We start from the raw sequence: 19,971 nt of genomic DNA on the forward strand, positions 1-19,971 counted from the left end.
AAAAACGAGGGCAAGCGATTGCGAAACCCGTTCGCGACGGTCTAGTTTTCGGCTCGATCAGGAGCGATGCCATGAAGCCACCTCCGCCATTGAACTACATCCGCTCGTTCGAATGCTCGGCGCGACACCTGAGCTTCACCCTCGCCGCCAGCGAGCTTGGCTACACACAGGCAGCCGTCAGCAACCATGTCCGGGGGCTGGAGCATTATCTCGGCCGCCAGCTCTTCGTGCGCTATCCGCGCAGCCTGAAACTGACGGAGATGGGCGAAGCCTTCCTGCCCACCCTGCGCCAGGCGCTCGACCAGATCGACCACGCCACGGAGGCGATCGTCGCCTCGTCACGCAACCGGACTGTCGTCATCTCCTGCCCGATGAGCCTTGCCGAAAACTGGCTGGCCGGATGTATGGGCGCGTTCCGCCAGGTCCATCCCGAGATCGAGGTCGTTCTGCACGGCACGATCTGGGAGGACCTCAGCGAGCAGATCGCCGACATCACCATCTCGACCCGCCGCTTCGACGACTTGCCGCCGGGCGCCGTGCAACTGTGGAGCGACCAGCTTGCCATCCTTTGCGCGCCAAGCCTGCTGTCCGGCCCCAAGGCGCTGAAGGCGCCGAGCGATATACTCGGCGTCGACTGGATCTTCGTGCATGGACGCCAGGAATACTGGCAGTGCATGGGCGACGCGCTGCAGATCGACATTTCCGACTATGAGAAAGGCATCACCACGAATGCCTCCAACATCGCGCTGGAACTCGCGGCGATGGGCGCGGGCTGCGTCGCTACGCAATATTCGCTCGCCAGAACCTACATAGCTCGCGGTCTCTTGATCGAGCCCTTCCCGGTGCGCGCCGGCAGCCCGTGGACATACTACCTTTCGGAAAGCCAGCTCTCCAAAGGCAACGTCGTCAAGATCGTCAGAAACTGGACCCTGGAACAGGCCGCCCTGCATATGCGGGAGCGAGTTGTGTAAGGGAGTATAATGGGTCGGGCAATGCATCGGCCACCCACCCGCGACCCACACTCATAAACCCGTGAAATGCCAAATAATTCCGGACATCACACCGAATTCCACACTGCCAATTATGCGACTTTTTGAGTACGGAGCGTGAACATGGCTTGGCGTCGGCTATGGCGCTACTGTGTGCGAACGCAGCCGCCCGCGCCAGCTTCGTAAGGCCTGCCTGCCGAGAAGTTCGAGGAATCCTGTGCTGAGGTTCGGATTCAGTCAGATTTTCAGTATCCGCCCTTGATAGGAATGGTGACCAAAGTTTGAATACAAATTTTGGTCAGTACGAGCTACCAATTTGCTACTGACCAATTTTTGTATATAATCTTCGGTCAGGAACGGAAATATGCCAGACCCGACATCGGACACGCTCGACCGCATTCATGACCGGATCGCCCAAGCGGCGCCCGCCGGCGTGTGGTCACGGGCCGACTTTCTCGACATCGGCACGCCGAACGCCGTCGAGAAGGCGCTGCAGCGGCTGACCCGGCGCGGCGATATCCGCCGACCCTATCGCGGTCTCTATGACAAGCCCAGCGTCAGCAAGCTGACCGGCAAGATGGTGTTTCCGCCTCGCGCCTCGTTCGTCGACGCCATTGCCCGGCGCGACAAGCTGCGCGTACTCGTCGACGGAATGACCGCCGCGAACGATCTCGGCCTGACGACGGCGGTTCCGGCGCGCTCGACGATCCATGCCGACACTTATCCCAGGATAATCGAGATCGAAGCGAACGCTGGTGATCCAAAGGGGACGATGCCGGTCATCTACAAGCTCGACTTCAAGCGCATCTCTGCCAAGACGGCGTTCTGGGCGGGGCGGCCGGCGATGCGGGTTGTTCAGGCGCTGGCGTGGTTTCGGGACGAGCGATCGAGCCTCGAGGCAGCCGTCAACGGCATCGTCCGCTACCTGTCACGCAATCCCGATCGAGACAGGATCGCCGAGGATCTGCGCGAAAATATTCATGGGGTCCCCGCTTGGATGTATCCGCTGGTCGAGACCATCACGCGCCGAATCGCCGAGGATCAAACCGCAAGCGCGCCGGCATCGGAACCGGCGAAAGGCGATCATGCAGCAGACGTTCATTGAGATCCTGCGCTCAAGCGTCGACGAACGCCGCGCGCTCTTCGAGGCGGCCGCAGCCCATTTGGGTACCCAGGCGGGCAATGTCGAAAAGGATCTCTACGTCTGCTGGGTGCTCGACTTCCTGTTCAACCGTCGCAGCGACGATCCGATCGGGCTCTATTTCAAGGGCGGCACCAGCCTGAGCAAGGCGTATGGGCTGATCCGACGCTTCTCCGAGGACATCGACATCGGCATCTACAAGGCCGATCTACATGTCCCGCTTGAGGGCGATATCGCCGCGCTCCCCTCGGTCAACCAGCAGCAGAAGGCGCTGGCCGAGAAGGTCGACGAGGCGGCGCGGCAGTACATCTCCGGGCCTCTCCAGGAGAGGCTCACAAAGGAGATCGCTTCTGTCGAGGAAGTGGCCGAGCGGCCGGGACATTTTTCGCTCGGCTTCGGGTTTGACCTTTACCGGAACAAGGATGCGCTCGACATTCTCGTGGTAGGCTACACGAGCGTGTTCGAGTCTGCGGGCAGCTACGTCCAGGCCGCCGTCCGCATCGAGGGCGGCGCGCGTCCCGATCCCGAGCCGACTGAGGCGCGGGAAATCACGCCCTACATCGCTTCGGAGATGCCGGAACCGGCGAACCTCACCGTTCGGGACGTGACCACCGTCAAGCCGGAGCGCACCTTCTGGGAGAAGGTCCTGATCCTGCATGCCATGACGGAGATGACGGAGAAGCGTCGGCAGGACGCCAATCCCGAACGACCCGTGCCCGACCTCAACCGGTACTCGCGTCACTACTACGACGTCCATCAGATATGGACACATCCCGACTACGGTCTCGCAACGGCATCGCTGCGCGAACTCGCCGAAGCCTGCCGACAGCACAAGGAGCTTATGTTCCGCGCACCCGATCATCGCTACGACCGCGCGGTGCCCGGCAGCTATCGCCTGGTTCCGACGGAAGACATGCGCGCCAAGCTCGCCGCGGACTACGACCGGATGTCGGCGATGATCTTCGGAACACCGCCCGCTTTTACCGACGTCATGGCGAGCATCGAGGCGCTTGATAACTACCTCAACGCCCGATCTGCGGAACCATCCAACAGGCTAATACTGAACTTACCTGAGGGTGGCCCGAAACAATGAGCACCAAAGTCATCATGTCCGTATCGGCTGGGCGGCGGCTCGGGCATGCCCAGGCCTGGCTTCGTGAGCGGGGAAAGGACGAAGAGGTTTTGATCGTCGGCGCCACGCTCGCTGCGGCGGGTGAACTCGCTCGCAATGCTGCGCGAACGAATGGTGTGGCATTCGGTTGGCATCGCCATAGCTGGGCGCAGTTCGTTCGCGCCCTGCCGGGCCTTTGCTCGCTCGGCATGAACTTGTTCCGATCACTCGAGTCTCAGTGGATGCGGTGGTCACCGGCTTGATTCATCGCCTTCGGGGGGAGGGCAAACTTGGTGTCTACTAATCCGTCGCGGGCACTCCCGGCTTTCACAGCTCCATCGTCGACATGCTCAGCGAGCTCCGCCTCGTCGGCGTTAACTCCGATGCTGTTTCAACGACCGCACCAGACCTTGCTCCGATCGTTGGAGCCTACGAGGCTGAGCTCACTGAAAAGAGATATTGCGATCTCGCGCGATTGCTCGCACTCGCAGACGAAGCACTGCAAAAGCGCCTGCATCGTTTCGCAGGGATGCCCATTGCCCTGCTCGACGTTCCTCTGAGGAACAGGGGGGAGCTTCAGCTGATCAGTACGATCGCCAGCGCCGCGCCTGCGATGTTGGTCACAATACCGGCCAGCGACACTGAAAGCGCGGCCAAGCTACGCGATAGCTTGGGCGTACCTTACGACGACCTGGACGGCACGCCTGCGCAGGGGGAGAAGGCCTCAACTATTGTCAGGGCAGCTCCATATCGTCCGAACGAGCAGCGAGTGATCCGGGAATATCCCCCGCGAGCAGCTTTTCCTTCGACAGCAGCCCGGCGTCCTCGAGTGCCTCAAAATCCGGCAGGTTGCGTAGCGTGTCGAGGCCGAACTCGAGCAGGAATTCTTTGGTCGTGACATAGGTATAGGGCGCGCCTGGCGTCGGGCTGCGCGGGCCGGAAGCGATTAGGCCGGCGCCGCGCAGATGGCCGATCAGGTCGCGCGAAATCTCTTTCCCAAAAAACGACGACAGTTCTCCGCGCGTGATCGGCTGGAAATAGGCGATGCACATCAGCACCAGCACGTCCGACTGCGTGAGGTCCACGGCACGCCGACCACCGCCGACGGCTGTGCCAAAAGCACTGCGGATGGCATCGGCATAGGCCGGCCGCGTCAGGTGCTTCCAGCCGCCGGCGACGGCCACCAGATCGTAAGGGCGGCCACGCAGTTCTTCGCGAATGTCATCGATCAGCAGATCGATACTGCAGCTCTTGCCGACGACCCGGGCAAGCACCTCGCGCGTGACCGGTTCGCTCGCGGCGAAGATGGTCGCCTCGACACGGTGCATCCATTCGCGCCAGCGCGCCTCTGGCGGCAGATGATCTAGCTCCCGATCAAACAAATGGCCATTTGGCCGGCTGTCGTCTCCCGGTCCTCGCTTTCGTCGCCAAGTCGCACTCTCAGCCATGATTGTCAGAGTCCGTAGATACGGAAGGTCGGACGACCGGACAGTTCGCGCACCGCGCTGAGTTCGACCAAGCGGTCGAACAGCCGGCGCAGGCCGCGGTCGCTCATGCCAGCGATCTGTTCCGAAGCGACGACCGCGTCGTCGGACAACAGCCTTTCAATGACGAGGTCCGACGCTCGGGCGCGCAACTTCGGCGCGACCGCAAGCAGCCGGTCCGCGCGGCGCCCGAGTTCGGCGGACAAATCGATCGCGCGCAGTGCCGCACGTGCCTGTGCCGCTAGCAGACTTTTCGCAAGGTTGGCTTCATCTTCGGTGCCCGCCGCCGCAGTAGTTATAGAGCGGCGGGAGCGGCCTGGACTTGATGAGCCCAAGGCCACCTCCGCGCCCAGCAATGGCATCGCATGTGCCCAGCCCAACCGCTGCGCCAGCAGCCGGTCGACGAGCCAGCATCCGAAAGTGCGGCCGAAGCCATGTCGTTCGGCGGCCAGGAACGCGCCGGTCACCATGCCGACCATTCCGATGCTGGCGGAAAGCTGTCGAACCTCGTCTGCCAGGTCGCTGATCACCTCGTCGTCATGGGCGTGACCGAGATCTTCCAGCACTGCAGCGAGGTTTTTCTCCGTCAGAGGATCCTCGGCGGGACGGGCAGCCAGCCAACGCCAGGCCAACAGCATTCGGCCAGCGGGGCCGACGTCGTCTCCGGGCCGTGTGAGCAGAACGGCATCGCGCAGGGCCGCTTCATCCTCGACGCGGCCGGCCTGCTTTGCCGTTACCGCGGCCGCCGAAAGCGCCAGCCGCTGCCGCCAGGCGCCGGCCCATCGGTTCTGCTGGCGGACCACCGCATCGAGCGCGCCGATGGCGGCGCCTGCGGTGAGCGCGACCTCTTCAACATCTTTTCCCGCAAGGCTTTGCGCATCCGGGACGGCGCGGCGCAGCCAATGCGGCACGGCGGATACCGGGGCGGCAGTGATGCCGCTGGAGAGAGCGCTGGTGTGACGCAGGAGGGATTTGGGCCGCAGAATCATGGTTGGCAGGATGAATCGTGGCGGCGCTTTCTGCAAGCCTAAAAGCGTAGAAGCGCCGCGCCTGTCGTGGACAACAAACGAACGATAATGTTGCATTATCGCTCGTTTCGCAAAGCCGCTCAGAGATGGCCTCTCTGACCCCTTTTTTCACGGCAGACGGGCTCGTTTAGGCGTCAGATCGACGAGAAATCGCGTTCATTGAGAACGCGCATTTGTTCATTGCCAAACATTTTCTGGTGCGGCTGCTATCGCATCATGTCGCCAAGGGCAGCCTGCAGCGATGGCGATCGTTTCAATGTGGCCGCAATCCTGTCCCGCCAGCGCTTGCCGCGCGCCAGAGCGTCCTCGAGAGCCTCACGCAGGTCGTCCGGCCGATCGGTTGCGAGCACATCGACCAGGAATTCCGCCTGCAACCGGTCCTTAATGGATTTTAAGCTGTCCGGCCCATCGCGGCGGCGATCGGCAACGATGACCTTATGGATTGCGAAGCGTTCCGGTCGCGGAATTTGCACGAGCACGCCGTCGCGATAGGTAACGGCTGCCAGCATTGGCTCTGCCAGGAGATAGTTGAGATGATGCAAGGATTGGGCATGGACGCCAAGCGCCGGCAGTGGACGCAGTCCCTCCTCCTCGGCAAAAGACGGCGTCAGGAATTCGACGAGCGTCTCGTTGCGCGTTTGCTTCCAGCGCCAGGTCTTGCCGGGGTCCAGCGTCGGCGCCGGTTCGAATGAGAAATCCTTGAGAACCCGTTCAAGCGGCGCCGACACACTGTCCTTCAGGGCGATCGAGAGTCGCTCGAAGCTGGCGATATCGACGTCGTTCGTTTGAGCAGTCTGGTCAAGGGTGAAGCGAACGCCGAGCTCGCCCTCGTAGAGGCGGAAGGCCTGAGTTCCCACGACCGTCCCGCCGAGGCGGAAAACTCCGGCGGAAGCAAATGCATGCAGAAGGCTGCCGGTTGCTGCATCGACGCCAAGGAACCCTTCCGCACGTAGCAAGCGGACCCGCCGCGCGCGATTGCGTCGGCGATCGTCGCGGTCGTCGCGCAGCGCTTGGATGCGTTGCATCCGAAGGCGAAGTTCCTCGCTATCTTCCCCGATATAGGTCTTTTTGACGTCCGAACCGACGCGGTAGGTGTCGTACCAGTAGACGCGGCCGTTGCGGTCGATCCGCGTCGGCGTTCCGCGGATCTCGGCCACGACCTCGTCGCGCAGGGACGATAGCAGATCGTGGTAGGCCGAATGAGCGAGCGGTGAATGGCGTGTTATCATGATGCTCAACGAAATGGGTTATTGTTGAGCATACCGCATGTTCAACAAAAATGAAAGCTGTTGAACATCATCACCCCCCGCGATCTGTTTTTTCTGATTTTAGGGCATATTTTGGCGGTCGAAGATGACGTTCCAGCTAACCGTCCCTGACATGATATGTTGCGAATCGTAGTTGAGGATCCGCAATTGCCCGAACAAGATGACCTGCCTGATATCGTGGAGATCGTCCACGCGATGGCGCAAGATACCGCTGACGGGGCAAATGCGCGGTTGACGGCCGTCAGGAATGATCCCTCCCCTGCCCTATCGGAGTCAAATCTTGTGGACCGGCAGCGCTTACCCGGCCACCTCGAGCACCTCGCCGTTCGCGCGCGCGATTATGTCGAAGCCGCGAGTTCGGCCAACACGCGGCGCGCCTATGCGTCCGACTGGAAGCATTTTTCCAGCTGGTGCCGCCGACAAGGCGTCGAAATGTTTCCACCTGATCCGCAGGTGGTCGGCCTCTACATCACGGCTCAAGCCTCCGGCACGGCGACCGGGGACAAGAAGCCGAGCTCGGTGGCGACTATCGAGCGCCGGCTATCCTCGCTGACGTGGAATTTTGCCCAGCGCGGCCAGCCATTAGACAGAAAAGACCGGCATATCGCGACGGTGCTGGCCGGCATTCGCAACAGCCACGCAAAACCGCCTCTACAGAAGGAAGCCATTCTCCCGGAGGATCTTATTGCCATGCTGGAGACGCTCGACCGCGGCACGTTGCGTGGCCTGCGCGATCGCGCAATGCTGCTTGTCGGCTTCGCTGGCGGGCTCCGCCGTTCCGAGATCGTGGGCCTGGATGTCGGCCGCGACCAGACCGGGGACGGCCGCGGCTGGTTGGACGTCCTCGACAAAGGCATGCTGGTGATCTTGCGGGGGAAAACAGGCTGGCGCGAGGTGGAAGTCGGGCGCGGCTCGTCCGATGCCACCTGCCCGGTGGTGGCGTTGGAGACCTGGCTCAAGCTGGCGCGCATCGCACACGGTCCTATCTTTCGGCGCGTCACCTGCCAGGGCAAGGCAGTCGGCGCCGATCGGCTCAACGACCAGGAGGTAGCCCGGGTCGTTAAGCGGACGGCATTGGCGGCCGGTGTGCGGGGCGATCTGCCGGAGGGCGAACGGCCAAGGCTGTTTGCCGGCCATTCGCTACGCGCCGGTCTCGCCTCCTCGGCAGAGGTCGACGAGCGCCATGTGCAAAAGCAGCTCGGCCATGCTTCGGCAGAAATGACCCGCAAGTACCAGCGCCGCCGCGATCGGTTCCGAGTCAACCTAACCAAGGCATCAGGCCTCTAGGCAACCTCGAAAGAGGCGCTTCCCTCCCCTAGGGAACCAGTTCGGGATCAAGCGACGCAAGATGCTCCCCTCCCCTGCCGACTTAGGATCCGAACAGGTGCTGATCCCAATAGACTGGCTGGTGCACGCTTCGACGAACCCGGTATTGACCGCCTCCCACACCGGCAGCGAAGTCCAACCGATTATCGATCCCAGCCCTTCTTTTTCATACTGAGCAGCAAAGCTTCACTGATTTCGGCGCTATTGGAACCACCATCGACCGACTCACTGCCTTCTCCGACGTCGCTCCAGGACGATTTCGCGGGACCAGTACCGGCCTGTGCATCAAGCCTCGCCCGCAGCAGCGCCATGATCATCGGCCACACCGAAAACTGGCCACCACGAGCGCGCTCCGTCAGGTTTCTGAGATAGCCGCCCAAACTGTTGATCTGGTCGGTCCGCTGCAGGATTGCGGCAACGGTGATGGCGGCCTTCTCCGGCCCCATCACCCCGACCGCTTCCTGCCACGCACTTGGGCTGATCCCCATATGGGGCCGGGCGAGCTCGGCCGCCGCCACAAAGTCTCGCCAGGTCCGAATTTGGCCGCCGCGGGCCATGGTCAGAAGTTCCGGGCAGGCATCCAGCACCATCGCCAAGGGCATGTCCCGCTTGGGCAGGCTGCGCACATTGTCGTGTGGCGCGCCGCTGCTGCTCGCTTCTTTTTTGTTTCCAAAGCTGGTTTCAGTTTCATCGTTAGATATAAAATCTGGATTTGAATTCTGTATGTGGCGCTCAGAATGGGACTCATTGGCGTTCGAATCTTGTGATTTTACGAATGTTTCCAACAGCTGATGCACCTGAGCCCACAGGTCTTCCAGCTCATCGGCGATCGACTCCAGCACCTGGCGCGACGCCGTCCGCGGCAATCGCCCGACAATCGTTTCAAATTGCCTTTGGAACCGCCGCCAATCGGCCGGGACGTCCTCGTTGAGCCCGGCTTCGATCATCTTGACGATGTCGCGCCGACAGATGGTAAGACGCTCCTTGACCAGCCGGTAGGCTTTCCGTTCGGCCTGGACGGCGCCAGCCAATTGCTTGAACTCCTGCGCGCGCGCCACGATCGGCGACAGGTCGAAGCCGTAGGCCTGTTCGATCTGGCCGCCCTCTCCCTTGCGGGCGAAGCGTTTGCCGTTCGGACTGTCGCGCCTGATCACCAGGCCGCAAGTCACCAGGACCGACAAGTGTCGCCTGAGCGTCGCCGGCGACATGCCGTTGGCGCGATGGATAAGTTGCTCGTTGGAGGGGAATACGACCAGTCCGCCCTCCCCTGAAAGCTCGTCGTCACGGTGAAATGACAACAGCGCATTGAGGATCGCCAAGGCGCGATCGGTCGCGCCTATGGCGGACCTGGCCTCTCTGATGTCTCGAAACACCTGCCATTTGGGCACCGTGGTATTTCGATCTATTGCTTTTGCAGCCGCTTGGCTGGCGATCAGGCCAAGCGTCATCGGCCGCCGCCCAAACGGCGTCGTCGAAATATGCGTTACCATTTTCCCTCTGCCTCTAATCAGGCAAAAGAAATCTGCTCGCCAAAACGACGCCCAGGACACTTGACAGTGATTCGCGGATTTGCGATTCTCAGCTTGCGACAGACTTGAGAAGGGCTTCCGTGACGGTGACGTTCGGGGGCCTTTTTCTTTTGCGGTTTAGTCTCCTGTTGTCTTCCCAGATTGTGCCTCTCGGAACGCCTCGAAGAGCACCTCGAGCCTGCCGGCGATGAAGGTTCCGAAGGCCGAAGCCTCCCTGGACTTCAGGGCGAGCGTGAATACCTTGCCGTCATCGGTGATCTTTGCCTTCACGGAATTGTCTTTTGGCGCCCAGGCGCTCGCCTGTGCTCGCGGCGGCGTCGATCTTGCGGCCTTGCCGTTTGCGGCCAGCACCTCGAAAAGCTGATTGAAACGGGCATCGCTGCTGGCCTGGAGAAACTCGCCCGATTGGATATGGTCATGGGCTTTGGCGGTATTGGCTGGATGCTCCATAAGCTTGGCCAGCTGCCACCACCGATCACGGCCAATCCCCTTGGCCGCGCCGACCGCCAGGATGATGGGTTCGGCGATGTTGCTGGACACAGAACGCATCTTGGAGAACGTCGTATCGTCGAGCGCCAATGCCGACTTGACGATATCGGGGGAATATCCCTTCTCGAGCATGCGCTCACCGAAAAGCGTCCGTTCGATGAACGACAGGTTAGCTCTGGCGGCGTTTTCCTGTCCTTGGGCTACAACGTGCTCCTCGTCGCCCATTTGCTTGACAACGGCGCGCACAGGCCTGCCCAGCTCACGGGCGACCCTGACCCTTCGATGCCCGAAAACCGTTTGGTAGCGCCCAGGGAACGAGGGATGCGGCCTGACCAGGATTGGAGAATCTTGCCCGCGTTCGCGGATGGCACGCACCAGTTCGGCAAATTCTTGCTCATCGTCCCCGATGCGGTCCGCCACGAACGAATTGTCGACCAGCTCAGGATCCAGATCCACGACCGAGCTTTTCGACAGCTCCTCGAACGATTGCATGATGGAACGCGATGCGCCGCGAACCGCGTAGCCCGACACGTCCCTGGCTTGCTCGACGGAGGCGGAGGAGCCCATCACACTGCCGAATATGTCTTTACGTGCCATTCAACCGTTTCCGAAATCGGCTAGGAGCCTGATTTTGTGGACAAAACCACCCGTTTTTACTGCAGTAAAAATCATCGACATCAGCTTCTGCCCCACGCACGATGGATCAGGGACGCGATCTCGGAGTTGACGCCATCGAGCGACTCCATCGCCCGATCGTAGGTGGTGCGGGTGAAGGCCGATTTCTCCACCTCGTAGAGCGTCTGTTTGGTCAGCCCAGCGTCCGATATGGCCGTCGACTTGAGCATCGGATGCTCAAGGATCTGGCCAGCCAGCATCGACTGCATGAAGCCGACCATCTGCGCTTGGGGAATGTCCGTGGGCTCATAACGCGTGATCAAGTAGCGGAACCAGTCGAGCTGTATCTGCGCGCCCGCCCCTTTGATGGTTTTCAAGATCCCGCCCAGCATCAGCAAGAACTGGCTCATGGACATGAGATCGAGCATCTGGGGGTGCACGGTGATCAGCACGGATGTCGCAGCCGACATGGCGGTCAAGGTGAGATAGCCGAGCTGCGGCGGACAGTCGACGACGACGACGTCGTAACGGTCGTCCACCTCGCCCAGAGCCTTGGCGATGCGCAGGAAGAACTGACGCCCGGCATTGGACGTTTTGTCCTGCATGGCCAAGGGCGTGTCGTACTCATATTCCTGAAGCTCAAGATTGGCCGGGACAATGTCCAGGCCCGGGAAATTCGTGGGCACGATGACGTCGGCTATCGACCTGCGTTCCTCATCATAGCGGATTGCCTCATAAAGCGAGAGATTCCGATCAAGCTCCGGCTGGAAGCCATGCAGCGCCGACAGGGAGGCCTGCGGATCAAGATCGACGGCAAGGACGCGGTGGCCGGTAAGTGCAAGATGCTGGGCGAGGTGGGCCGCGGTCGTGGTCTTGCCGCTACCACCTTTGAAATTGACGACTGCGATGACCTGCAGCTTGTCTCCCGGCTTGCGATGGGGGACGTATTTCTTGACTTCGGTTCTGCCGTGCTGGTCGAGAAAATGACGAAGCTCCAGCATCTGCCCGGCCGTATAGCTGCGTCGGCCCGAAACCGCCTGGTCAGGCATCGGGCCCTTGCCTTCGAGATGAAGCCGTTTCAGATTGTTCTGCGAGACGCCGAGATAGTGGGCGACCTCAGCCATGGAGAACGTGCGCAGGGTTTTCGCCGCATTGGGAGGGAACTTCTCCATGCGAAGCTGATTGAGCCGGCGCGATATCTCCGCCCCATGTTCGAGGATCTTGTCGTCAAACTCGAAGCTGGGCAGCCGCATTGCGATGTTCATACTTCTGGAAACCTGAATTGGCGCTTTTTGCCGTGAAACGACCCGCCAACCGCCATTAAGCTCCGATTCGGCAGCCCCCGGCAAGAAGTTTTGGCTTAACAAGAAGTTAACGCCACCGCGAACGCCATCCGGTCAAAACGCTCGGCCGAAAGCCTAGATGATTGTTTCCGTTGCGATTTGTGCACGAATTTACTGCAGTAAATTCCGCCGGCAATAAAGGACGATCTCATGCGGATCGGAACGGCTGACACGCCGTCCACGACGTTGCAAGCCGCCGCCTGGATTACCGGAGCCAATTGCGCTCCTCCATTCTCGGCGATCTCCTCGTTGATTCACGGGATGTGCGTGAAGGCATCGGCCGACGCGTCTTGACGAGGCGTCAACGTCAAGAGGCGGGGAGGGCCAGACACTGCGGTTGCACCGGCTGGCGCAAGCTGGCCTGCGTCCGTCGATTGGATTCACCTGCTCCGCTCGCTACCGGACCCGCACAGACGGCCAGGCACCGAGGAGCGCACATTCGCGGGGCGTCGGTGTTGAGGGAACCAAAAGCACCGTCGAGCGTTGCAGCCAGCCTTGTTGTGGCTCGCAACGCCGGGGGGACCGGAAGGTTGGGGATGAAGCGCTTCCACAAGCCAGTGATAATTCAGCTCGGGCGCATTGATCGGGATCGGGTGGTGATCACCGTCGCCGATGCGGCCGGGCTGCTCCTGAGAGAATGGCCTGCGCCACAATCGGCCAAACGCCTCAGGGCGATGGAGGTTTGCCTCGAGGTGATCAACGGTCGCAAGCCGCCGAGAATGGCACGAGATGCGTTCATCGCGGCTGCCAAGGACGCCCAAGTCTTTCTCGGCGAAACCGATCAGGCCATGGCTTGAGAGTCACTGTGGAAAGCTAGATCAAGGCCACAGATGAAGTCGCGCGCTGGCCAAAAGTTGGCAAGCCGCAGAACGAGGGGAGGGGAGGTTCACCTCTGTCCCATTCGGGCGGCGCGCTAACGACCGGACCTTGAAATCGTCGAGTTGGACGCCGCAAAGCTGGCTACCGGCTCAACGCTATCGTGCGGGATGCCGACCATAATGACCTAGTCGGGCAGAAGCCTGCGCGGATCGCCGTTCGGATCAGCGGCGCGCCATTGACCACGCAACGAGGCGGTTTGGATTGCCCCTGATGACACGTTGATGGAAGTCGCTCGCAGCGCAGATGGATGACAATTTTCCAGAGCGCGCACTCCGGATAGAGACTTGTCGTTGGCCGCCTCACCCTCCCATAAGGTGGCGCAGGCCGACGATTGGCAGGTAGACGGTCCAGACCAGGCAGACCGCAATTGCTATGCGGCTGTATCGCCGGCATGGCCTATGCCAGCGGCCACAGGGCCGGAAGGATTTCGCAATTGAAAGATATCGTGGCCGCGTACAACAGACGCATGGCGATCGACGACGATAACAACCGCCTTGGGCACATCGACCTGTGCCAGGAAATCGGCGGACAAAGTGAAGAATGCGAACGGCTCGGCCGCAATTAGCTCCGACCCAGCCTGTGCAAAGTGGCACACCGACATAGGGTGATGGCTGTGCTCGACAGTCAGCAAATTATTTGCTCAATATTGCCACGCGGGGATGTGGCCGATGCGAGAATTGCCCAACAATGTCGATGCCGATGTGGTTATTGAGATTGGCCGATATTTGGATGACCACGGACGGGGAACTGCGGTATCGATGTCCCTGGCGTCATCGCCTATCCGACGGCGGGTCAAAACCAGTATGAACCGTCTCGAACTTGAACAGTTGATCATGGAGAGCGCCGCCGCGCGACAGATGGCGATGCTGCTCGATACCGCCGAACAGTGACGATCTGCTGGTCCATGCCTAAAAGAGCCGACTGATGGCAATCGCTGCGATCCGAAAACGGCACGACGTGGTGGACGCCACCCGCGACCTTCATGGCCGGAGGTTCGCACGGCGTTTACCAGCTCGGCTGATATAGCCATTGTGAACAAAATAAGAACACATTCTCCTGCCGGCGCCGCGCGGTTTGACGCGTCCACCGTTCAGCCGCAGCCAGGTCGTTGAGTGCTCGATTTCGCATACCGGCGACAAACCCTCGCCGATCGCGGTGCCGACTTCATCCTCGGCGCACGCTGACGACCGGCCCCGAGCCTTACGTCGCTGGCGACTTGCGGTCGGGCGCAGGTCCTAAGCGTCGAGCACAACCATCATGCCCCGCACCTCGGCCATTTCGAGCAGCAGATCCTGGAGACTGTCGTCCGTCGTCGCCGCGCCGATTTGGGCATGTAGCTCTTCGATGCTTTCCTTCATCGAGATGACAGGGGCGCCGGTTTTTTCGGACAGCAGCCGACCGATTGCAGCGCGGATCAGGGTATTCTGGTCAGGCATGATCCCCTTAGATGCTTGGAGAGGTCTACACTTTTCCAGTATCTAGGCTTTTTGCCCAATTTGCGAGCTTTAGCTTACGGTGCAAGTGGCTTTGCGCCGTCGGCCTATCAATTGCGCATGGCCTCGCAGTGATTGCTGACCTTTCCACGGGCCTCGATCCTAGCCACAGCAAACAGTGATGCAGAACTGATGAGCCCAGCGATAAAGGTGACGAGGGCAGAACGATGCCTTCACGCGACCTTGTTGACCCGTGAGCAACCGGGTGGTCCTCCTCGGCAGGAAATGGCCCGACCGAAGCGATCAACAAACGCCAGCGATTTTTTTGTTCTCCTGTCGGCTAGGTTGAAACGTCTGGCTTCTCTTCGCGTTCGGCTCCAAAGGAGGCGCATATGGCCGAGGACGATGGGAAGAAGAGGCCGGCAGCCAGGCCCGAGCTCGAGATTTTGGTCCGGCGATTGGCGCAGGAAACGGCTATTTCCGAAGCTGACGCTCGCCGGTTGATCGAACTGATCGGCAGCGACTGGAACTCATTGGTGCGTGAGGCTCGCTTCCTCAAATCCGGGCAGTGACTTCAAACCCGTCGCCACGAGGGTCCCATGCGGCCAAGGCTGACGGACCGAGATCGCTGCCACCGTGGCGAGGGACGGGCGGGCTTTTTCTTGTGCGGTTCCCTTAGATCTGATTAGCTGGCTTAGCAATGCTGAGGGAATGACAGCATGCCGATCTATCAGAAAGCTGAAGATGCCGGTGTGTTCGACCCGTCCGAAGTCGCGTTGCTGGGACGCGTCTTCGACAGGCTGAATATTGCGCGGCAGTCTCCACAGCAACGTGAAGCACTGGCGAGCCGGATTGTGGCGAACTACATGGCCGGATTGAGAGACGAGGAAGAACTGGTGGAGGCGTCCAGACTGCCGCTGGGACGCTAAGTCAGACGAGTTCGGCTATGGTGCTCATCGGAGCAGGCGCCTGACGAGGTTGGGCTCGGCGCCATTGTACCGTTCGCGGCCGGCACCGAGATCACGATCGGGGCAGGGGACCCACGTGGGCTCGAAGCACCCCGTTCGGCATGGCAATCTCGCAGCAGCGTGTGCGTCCTGTTCATAAAGCTCGCAGCCCCTTGACATCGTGTCTCGTTGAAAGGGGAGGGCGGGCATTCTCGAAATGGCGCAGGCCAAATCCGACACCGCGATCGTGGGGCGCAGCCGCACGTGGCCTTGAATTGCCCCAGCCATGACTCGATGACCGTAAGCTCACCCAGGCCGCAGCGGCTCGGCGTCACGATCTGGCCCTCGACGGCCGAAAGGAGAAAGCAATTGACCAGCCCCCTGAAGCAGATTTGGATATCGGAAAAGAGCCATCCTTCCATACTGGCTGCCACAGGATGACGGCCCGGAAAACGCGCTTGCTGGCCCGGCACGCCGTCAGATGCGGTTGACTATAGAAGGGCAGGCGGCCTAACCCGCCATCCGAAACGGCAAAGTGTGGCGCGAAAGGATGCGTTCGAGTTCGGCTTCGTCCTCGATGCCGGCCTGAAACAGTGCCATCAACTCACATGCTGCCTCATGGGCCATGGCGGAGTCCAGGCTGCACTGTCTCTCCGAGCAATACCGGATAAGAACCAGCTGCAGCATTGCGAGATCGTTTGGGTAAATGGCGATGTCTGATGGATGCATCTGTATCCTGTAGTCCTCTGCAGGCCAATGCGGTCATTCAGCAGCTCGAGGGAGCCGCTGACGACCTTCCATCGCACCCTGCGCTGGCTTCGTCATTTAACAATGATATACCCGCCCTGGATCTGCCGTCGCCAGCGCTGCGCGGGATCGCGTCCACTTCAAGAGCCGGGCACACCTTCGAAAGGTGAAGGGAAACAACTTGAATAGCTGACGCCTGGAAGGGCGAAGCAGATCTGCGCCAGCACAGGTCTCGATTTAAAGACAAGGCGTGTTCCGCGGGGAGCCGGCCGACGCAGCGCTTGGAAGCGTCAGCATCCGCGTCGGCCGTGACGAACCTCAGGTCCGCCGCAAAGCCACAGGACCAGCATTCATCGCAGTCGGCAACCACGTGAATGCGCAAGTTCACGAGACAGTAGCCCGGATGCCCCCTGTGTAATTCGGAAAATGGCACTCGTGAGTAATGGTCACGAGAACGCAAACTGGTGCGATAGTTCAGAAAATGGAAGCTTGTAGCGCTGGCACCGCGTCAGGCCATCATGTGAGCCTGATGCGCATCCATCGCTCCCATGTTCGGCTTCCAAGCTTGGCTTTTCACCTCGCAAAGGAGACGGCGCCTGGCTCCAGATGCTGGATGTTGACCACAAGACTCAAGAAGAACCATGCGGCCCCAAATGGCTAGTGTATCACATTGCAACTTTGCGATGGACCGGGCCAGGTCCGCCACGCCCGTCATGGCCCTCGTCACGAGCGCCCCAGGCTAATGGGGGCTCGCTTGCCCGCGCCTGGGGGCCGGGACACCAAGTGCTTCACGTGCTCCGCAGCCCAGTTCACCGGCGCTCCGGACGTAATGTTGGTCGTGAGGAGGCGCTTCGACTGGAAGACTGTCGCCCGCAACCGCTGAGCCGGAACTCCGCGCACACGCCGGTCATCCTCCACGCGGCAGGAACTATCAAGTGCGCTGCTGGTTTGGTTCCCGTGCCGAGGTAATCGGCGTAGCCACCTCCAAAGGAGAGCCCAATGACACGACTTGGCAGAACCACAGCATTCGCCGCGGCTTTCGCCATGCTGACCTCATCTGCTTTCGCTCAATCAACGAATGCTCCCGCGCCCCCAGCACCAGCGCAGGATCACTCCCCCGGAGCGAGCGGACAGAATCAAGACGCCATGCGTGAAATGATGCGCCAGATGATGGGGGAAATGCTCCAAGAGAAAATGGTGAAGGACCAAGATCATGAGAATTTACGACGCGACGAGGACCGCGACTATCGAAACGACGAGATGGGTCCACATGACGAGATGGGTCCACATGAAAAGCGGCGGATGAAGGAAGGCCGCAAAGCCGGTATGATGCACGGCGCAAGGATGCGCATCATGTTTGCGATTGTTGACACCGATGGCGACGGTGCGCTTTCGCACACGGAAGTCCAGGATTTTGTCGGGCGAATATTCAACGCCATCGACGAGAACGGCGACGATGACGTCGACATGCAGGAACTCAGGTCCTTTTTCCAGCGAGCGGGAGATCAGGACCAAAACTAAAGCCGCTGTCGGTTGTGAAGGGGTTCCAAAGTGCGGATCAGAGCGTGCCCGCGACCCTGTGAACGTCGGTCACAAGACGTTTCCAAGAGCGATGCCCTCGGGCAGACCTCGGTCCAAAGGTGGGCTTACCAGGCTGGCGACCTAGGTTTTCGGCTACCGGCTTCCGGCGCGGCTCATTGAGCCGCCGGCAAATGAGCGAGGACGGCGTCTGAGATCGTTCGCGCAAGCGTTATCCCTGCGTTGGAATATTAGCCTCCTTGATGACCTGCTGCCAAGAATCGACTTCGTTTTTAAAGAACTTGCTGAATTCGTCCGGACTGCTTCCGACCGTCTCCGTATCCTGGGCAGTGAACCAAGCCTTCACCGTCGGATCAGCAAGAGCTTTCGCAACTTCCAGGTGCAGCTTGTCGGCAATGTCATTTGACAGCCCTTTGGGGCCACCGAGCCCGGACCACGAATAGATGGCCATGTTGGGCAAACCGGCTTCCGCCATCGTGGGGACGTCAGGCATGGAGGGGACGCGATCCTTTTCCGCCGTCACCGCAAGTGGCAGGAATTGTCCGCTTTTTACATAGGACTTGGTGGTGGCGACTGCGGTCATCAGCAGTTGCACGTCATTTCGCAACGCTGCCGCCATCATCGTGCTACCACCATCGTAGGGGATGTGCTTGATGTCGACTTTCGCGGCCGCCTTGAATCGCTCGAAGTAGCACTGAATCGAGCCCCCGACCCCGCTTGATCCGTAGTTTAGCTTGCCCGGATTGGCATGCGCGTAATCGATCAGGTCCTTCAACGTCTTGATGTTCAATGACGGATTGACGACCAGAACCGTAGGCACCCGCGAAATCTGGGTGATCGGCGTGAAATCGGACAGGCTGTCGTAGGGAAGCGACCTGTACATATTGGCAGTGATCGCCATGCCGGTGTCCATGATCAGTCCGGTGTAACCGTCGGGTTTCGATTGCGCCACAAACTCGTTGCCCACGATCCCCCCCGCACCCGTGTGGTTCTCAACGACGAACGGCGTTCCGAGTTGCTGGGTCAGTTGCTTGGCTACCACGCGTCCGATGATATCTGTTCCACTTCCAGCTCCCGTCGAAACGACCAGATGAACCGGAGCGTCAGGATACTCCGACGCGAAGCTGGGGCGTGCGACCAGCGAACTGGCGACCGCGGCAGAGGCAAGCAAGAATGTCCTGCGGTCAAGACCAACTGACCCGCCGAGACCGCCCGAATTGTCCCCGATGAATTTCGACCGGTTTTTCAATTCCAACTCCCCATCAGCTTTGGTTTTTCGGCAATCCCCGATGCCCTGTGAGCCGATTGCCGGCGGGAGACGTTGCATGACAACAAGGCATTGCGTCCAGGACGATAATGTCGACACTACCACTCCATGTCAAGGCCACGAAGGCGTCTTGATGTGCCGGAAAACTGCCAAACGGCGCTATATTACCTGAAGTGGTAATCGATCTTCCGCCTTGACCGAGGCGGTAATTGTCGACACTATCTGGGTATTCACGCTCGTGGCGAAAGCGCCACGATTGAGAGTCCAGGTGATAAATGCGTGGAGCGATGACGCCGAATCCAACTAACGGTGACGGAAAAGCGCCGGTCTTCCAGGAGCCGGCGGCGAGCCATGCGGGGCTTCTTTCCCGAATCCAGTCACGACAGGGCCTCTACGGCGGCGGATTGATCGTGCTGATCGGCATCTTCGCCTTATCGCATGGACTTTCCTATCACGTCGGGTCGCTCACGGAGATGGGTCCAGGATTCTTTCCCGCGGCACTCGGAGCCATCCTCGTCGTCACGGGGATCACCATAGCAATGATCGAGCGGCCGAGCGCCGTGGAGTCTGCCAAAACCTCCGAGATTGCGCATGCGCCGGATTGGCGAGGATGCATCTGCATATCCCTCGCGATAGTGGCCTTCGTCTTGCTTGGCCGGCATGGCGGACTGTTGCCGGCGACGTTCGCGATCGTGTTCATCTCAGCGCTCGGCGATCGCGCCAACACCATTGTTTCTGCGTTTCTGCTCGCCTCGTTCATGACGTGCGTCTGTGTGGTGATATTTTGGTGGGCGCTGCAATTGCAGTTGCCTCTGTTCCAGTGGGGCTGACCGGCA

The 19,971-nt window shown here is 60.4% G+C and carries 21 protein-coding genes; 12 read left to right on the plus strand and 9 right to left on the minus strand.

Features of this window, described 5'->3' with window-relative positions; all coding sequences use genetic code 11:
- Positions 1-71: 71 nt before the first annotated feature.
- The 4 genes from LB551_RS18710 (at position 72) to LB551_RS18725 (ending at position 3,504) form a co-directional block, all read left to right on the plus strand.
- On the plus strand, positions 72-971 hold the full coding sequence (locus tag LB551_RS18710) for a LysR substrate-binding domain-containing protein (protein ID WP_224660060.1): 900 nt from the start codon (positions 72-74) through the stop codon (positions 969-971).
- Positions 972-1,353: 382 nt separating this feature from the next.
- On the plus strand, positions 1,354-2,094 hold the full coding sequence (locus LB551_RS18715; RefSeq protein WP_224660061.1) for a DUF6088 family protein: 741 nt from the start codon (positions 1,354-1,356) through the stop codon (positions 2,092-2,094).
- On the plus strand, positions 2,075-3,223 hold the full coding sequence (locus LB551_RS18720; RefSeq protein ID WP_140551856.1) for a nucleotidyl transferase AbiEii/AbiGii toxin family protein: 1,149 nt from the start codon (positions 2,075-2,077) through the stop codon (positions 3,221-3,223). The genes LB551_RS18715 and LB551_RS18720 overlap by 20 nt, the downstream gene beginning before the upstream one ends.
- On the plus strand, positions 3,220-3,504 hold the full coding sequence (locus tag LB551_RS18725) for a hypothetical protein (protein ID WP_140551855.1): 285 nt from the start codon (positions 3,220-3,222) through the stop codon (positions 3,502-3,504). The genes LB551_RS18720 and LB551_RS18725 overlap by 4 nt, the downstream gene beginning before the upstream one ends.
- A gap of 471 nt (positions 3,505-3,975) precedes the next feature.
- Here LB551_RS18725 and scpB read toward each other — a convergent pair whose 3' ends face one another.
- The 3 genes from scpB to LB551_RS18740 form a co-directional block, all read right to left on the minus strand.
- Entirely contained in the window at positions 3,976-4,689 is a 714-nt protein-coding gene (gene scpB, locus LB551_RS18730; protein WP_181172530.1) for an SMC-Scp complex subunit ScpB, read from the minus strand.
- A gap of 5 nt (positions 4,690-4,694) precedes the next feature.
- Positions 4,695-5,714, minus strand: a complete 1,020-nt coding sequence (locus tag LB551_RS18735) for a DUF1403 family protein (protein ID WP_140551982.1) — start codon at positions 5,712-5,714, stop codon at positions 4,695-4,697.
- Positions 5,715-5,959: 245 nt separating this feature from the next.
- A complete protein-coding gene (locus LB551_RS18740; protein WP_224660062.1) occupies positions 5,960-6,910 on the minus strand; it encodes a GSU2403 family nucleotidyltransferase fold protein in 951 nt (316 codons plus the stop codon).
- Between the two features lie 228 nt (positions 6,911-7,138).
- On the opposite strand from LB551_RS18740, the gene LB551_RS18745 reads away from it, so the two are divergent.
- Entirely contained in the window at positions 7,139-8,308 is a 1,170-nt protein-coding gene (locus LB551_RS18745; protein ID WP_411970952.1) for a site-specific integrase, read from the plus strand.
- 182 nt (positions 8,309-8,490) lie between these two features.
- Here LB551_RS18745 and repC read toward each other — a convergent pair whose 3' ends face one another.
- The 3 genes from repC to repA all read right to left on the minus strand — a co-directional run bounded on the left by repC (position 8,491) and on the right by repA (position 12,245).
- Positions 8,491-9,837, minus strand: a complete 1,347-nt coding sequence (repC, locus tag LB551_RS18750; protein WP_224660063.1) for a plasmid replication protein RepC — start codon at positions 9,835-9,837, stop codon at positions 8,491-8,493.
- Positions 9,838-9,993: 156 nt separating this feature from the next.
- Complete coding sequence (gene repB / locus LB551_RS18755; RefSeq protein ID WP_224660064.1) at positions 9,994-10,962, minus strand: plasmid partitioning protein RepB; 969 nt, start codon at positions 10,960-10,962, stop codon at positions 9,994-9,996.
- A gap of 80 nt (positions 10,963-11,042) precedes the next feature.
- A complete protein-coding gene (repA, locus tag LB551_RS18760; protein ID WP_224660122.1) occupies positions 11,043-12,245 on the minus strand; it encodes a plasmid partitioning protein RepA in 1,203 nt (400 codons plus the stop codon).
- Between the two features lie 614 nt (positions 12,246-12,859).
- Here repA and LB551_RS18765 point away from each other — a divergent pair.
- From LB551_RS18765 to LB551_RS18775, 3 genes are all read left to right on the plus strand, one after another.
- The gene (locus LB551_RS18765; protein ID WP_224660065.1) at positions 12,860-13,120 is read left to right on the plus strand and encodes a DUF982 domain-containing protein; all 261 of its coding nucleotides are present in this window, start codon (positions 12,860-12,862) and stop codon (positions 13,118-13,120) included.
- 473 nt (positions 13,121-13,593) lie between these two features.
- Positions 13,594-13,767 carry a hypothetical protein gene (locus LB551_RS18770; protein WP_224660066.1) on the plus strand — a complete coding sequence of 58 codons (174 nt, stop codon included), beginning with the start codon at positions 13,594-13,596 and terminating at the stop codon, positions 13,765-13,767.
- 103 nt (positions 13,768-13,870) lie between these two features.
- Positions 13,871-14,092, plus strand: coding sequence for a hypothetical protein (locus LB551_RS18775; protein ID WP_224660067.1), 222 nt, complete (start codon positions 13,871-13,873; stop codon positions 14,090-14,092).
- Positions 14,093-14,437: 345 nt separating this feature from the next.
- Here LB551_RS18775 and LB551_RS18780 read toward each other — a convergent pair whose 3' ends face one another.
- A complete protein-coding gene (locus tag LB551_RS18780; RefSeq protein ID WP_224660068.1) occupies positions 14,438-14,638 on the minus strand; it encodes a hypothetical protein in 201 nt (66 codons plus the stop codon).
- Positions 14,639-15,027: 389 nt separating this feature from the next.
- Here LB551_RS18780 and LB551_RS18785 point away from each other — a divergent pair, with 389 nt between their 5' ends.
- Both LB551_RS18785 and LB551_RS18790 read left to right on the plus strand, forming a co-directional pair.
- On the plus strand, positions 15,028-15,207 hold the full coding sequence (locus LB551_RS18785) for a hypothetical protein (RefSeq protein ID WP_140551845.1): 180 nt from the start codon (positions 15,028-15,030) through the stop codon (positions 15,205-15,207).
- Positions 15,208-15,354: 147 nt separating this feature from the next.
- Entirely contained in the window at positions 15,355-15,564 is a 210-nt protein-coding gene (locus LB551_RS18790; RefSeq protein ID WP_224660069.1) for a hypothetical protein, read from the plus strand.
- 528 nt (positions 15,565-16,092) lie between these two features.
- On the opposite strand, the gene LB551_RS18795 is transcribed toward LB551_RS18790, so the two are convergent.
- On the minus strand, positions 16,093-16,311 hold the full coding sequence (locus tag LB551_RS18795) for a hypothetical protein (RefSeq protein WP_140551844.1): 219 nt from the start codon (positions 16,309-16,311) through the stop codon (positions 16,093-16,095).
- Positions 16,312-17,328: 1,017 nt separating this feature from the next.
- On the opposite strand from LB551_RS18795, the gene LB551_RS18800 reads away from it, so the two are divergent.
- Entirely contained in the window at positions 17,329-17,850 is a 522-nt protein-coding gene (locus LB551_RS18800) for an EF-hand domain-containing protein (protein WP_224660070.1), read from the plus strand.
- Positions 17,851-18,079: 229 nt separating this feature from the next.
- Here LB551_RS18800 and LB551_RS18805 read toward each other — a convergent pair whose 3' ends face one another.
- Positions 18,080-19,117 (minus strand): Bug family tripartite tricarboxylate transporter substrate binding protein, encoded by a 1,038-nt coding sequence (locus tag LB551_RS18805; RefSeq protein ID WP_224660071.1) that lies wholly within the window; start codon positions 19,115-19,117, stop codon positions 18,080-18,082.
- Between the two features lie 305 nt (positions 19,118-19,422).
- On the opposite strand from LB551_RS18805, the gene LB551_RS18810 reads away from it, so the two are divergent.
- Positions 19,423-19,965: a tripartite tricarboxylate transporter TctB family protein gene (locus LB551_RS18810; protein WP_224660072.1), complete on the plus strand. Its 543-nt coding sequence runs from the start codon at positions 19,423-19,425 to the stop codon at positions 19,963-19,965.
- Positions 19,966-19,971 lie beyond the last annotated feature (6 nt).

The sequence above is a fragment of the Mesorhizobium sp. BR1-1-2 genome, from assembly GCF_020165435.1.
Lineage (GTDB): Bacteria > Pseudomonadota > Alphaproteobacteria > Rhizobiales > Rhizobiaceae > Mesorhizobium.